The sequence below is a fragment of the Brachybacterium sp. FME24 genome (assembly GCF_014897705.1).
Classification (GTDB): Bacteria; Actinomycetota; Actinomycetes; order Actinomycetales; family Dermabacteraceae; genus Brachybacterium.
The window spans coordinates 1-1425 of sequence record NZ_JABUXV010000048.1 but is presented as its reverse complement, the minus strand read 5'-3'; the positions used below and the strand labels follow the sequence as shown (position 1 = coordinate 1425).

At 65.3% G+C, this 1425-nt stretch carries 1 protein-coding gene; it reads right to left on the bottom strand.

Features of this window, described 5'->3' with window-relative positions; translation table 11 throughout:
- Positions 1-14 precede the first annotated feature (14 nt).
- A complete protein-coding gene (locus INT51_RS21920) occupies positions 15-1271 on the bottom strand; it encodes an IS481 family transposase (protein ID WP_193107505.1) in 1257 nt (418 codons plus the stop codon).
- Positions 1272-1425 lie beyond the last annotated feature (154 nt).

Genomic DNA, 1425 nt, shown 5'->3' with positions numbered 1-1425 from the left:
TGTCCTGAGTCGCGTCATCGTTTACGAACGGTGACGCGGCTCAGGTTTTTTTGTGGGGGTTCGCTGTTCGGGGCGGGGGGGCTGCCTGGGGAGTGTTGGCCGGGGGTTCGCTGCAGAGGTCGCTGATAGTTTTTGGTCGGGTCGATGAGGTGCTCGGTGAGGACTTCTCCGGTGGCGGCGTTCGAGGTGGTGACCTCGTTGTCGTGGATCAGCATCAGGACGCTCTCGCCGATGTGGGCGCGGCCGATGCCGAGGTGGCGGATCCGGCCGGCGTAGCGGACTGTGACCTTGCCGTTCCTGTCGACTTTGTCGACTCTGGTGCGCCATTCGGGCTCGGTGTTGGTGCTCGGGGTGGCTTTGGGTAGGGCGGTGTAGGCCTGCTCGGGAGTGCGTCGTCCGGTGGCGCGGTGGGGTCGGGCCGTGTTGTACCAGGTTCGGAACGCGTCGAGCAGGCTCTGGAGCTCGTCGATGGTCTCGGGGCGGGGGCGGGCGTCCAGCCAGCGGTGGAGGGTTTGGTGGAAGCGTTCGACCTTGCCCTGGGTCTGGGGATGTCCGGGTCGGCCGTTCTTCTGGTGGATCCGGTGGGCCTGGAGGAGTTTCTCGAAGCCGTTGCGGGCGCCTTTATATCTGGCCAGGCGCGCGGTGAACACCAGTCCGTTGTCGGTGAGGGTGGAGGCTGGTGCGTCATAGGTGCTGATCAGGGTGTTCATCGCGTCGACGACCATGGCTCCGGTGAAGGCGGGGGCTGCTTGGAGGTGCAGCAGGTAGCGGGAGTGGTCGTCGAGGAAGTCGAGGACCTCGGCCTGTCGTCCGGAGGCGAGGTGGGCGTGGGTGATGTCGGATTGCCAGCATTCGTTGGGCAGGTCGGCCTGAAACCTGCGGTAGGAGCTGCGGGGACGTTTCGCGGGGGTGGGCTCGATGAGATGTTCGGCGTGGAGGATGCGGCGGATCGTGGAGGTGGAGGGGGTGTGGTGGCCGGTTTGTTCGAGGTGCCAGGCGATGGTGATGGGGCCGGCGTCAGCTCCGTCGGCGGTCAGTTCCCGGCGCAGGCGGATGATCTCTTCGCGTAGTGCGGCGGGGGTGATGCCCGGGTGGTTGCGTGGGGCCCGGGAGTGAGGTTCGAGGCCGGCGGGGCCCTCGAGCTGGTAGCGGGTGACCAGTGCGTGGACCCATTGTCGGGAGACAGAGAAGCGGGCAGCCGCCTCGGCGTGGGAGAGGCCCTGATCGATGACGGAACGGACGATGACGAGGTTCTTGGCTTTGCTACTCATGGAACATCGTCGTGTCGAGTCCCTGTCGTCGATGACCCGACTCACCGGTCAACGATCACGACGAACGCCTGTCAACGGTGACCCGACTCACCGGTCAACCATCTCGGAGAAAATCCCAGGAAGATCCTGTCAACGATCTCCTGAATCCAGACAC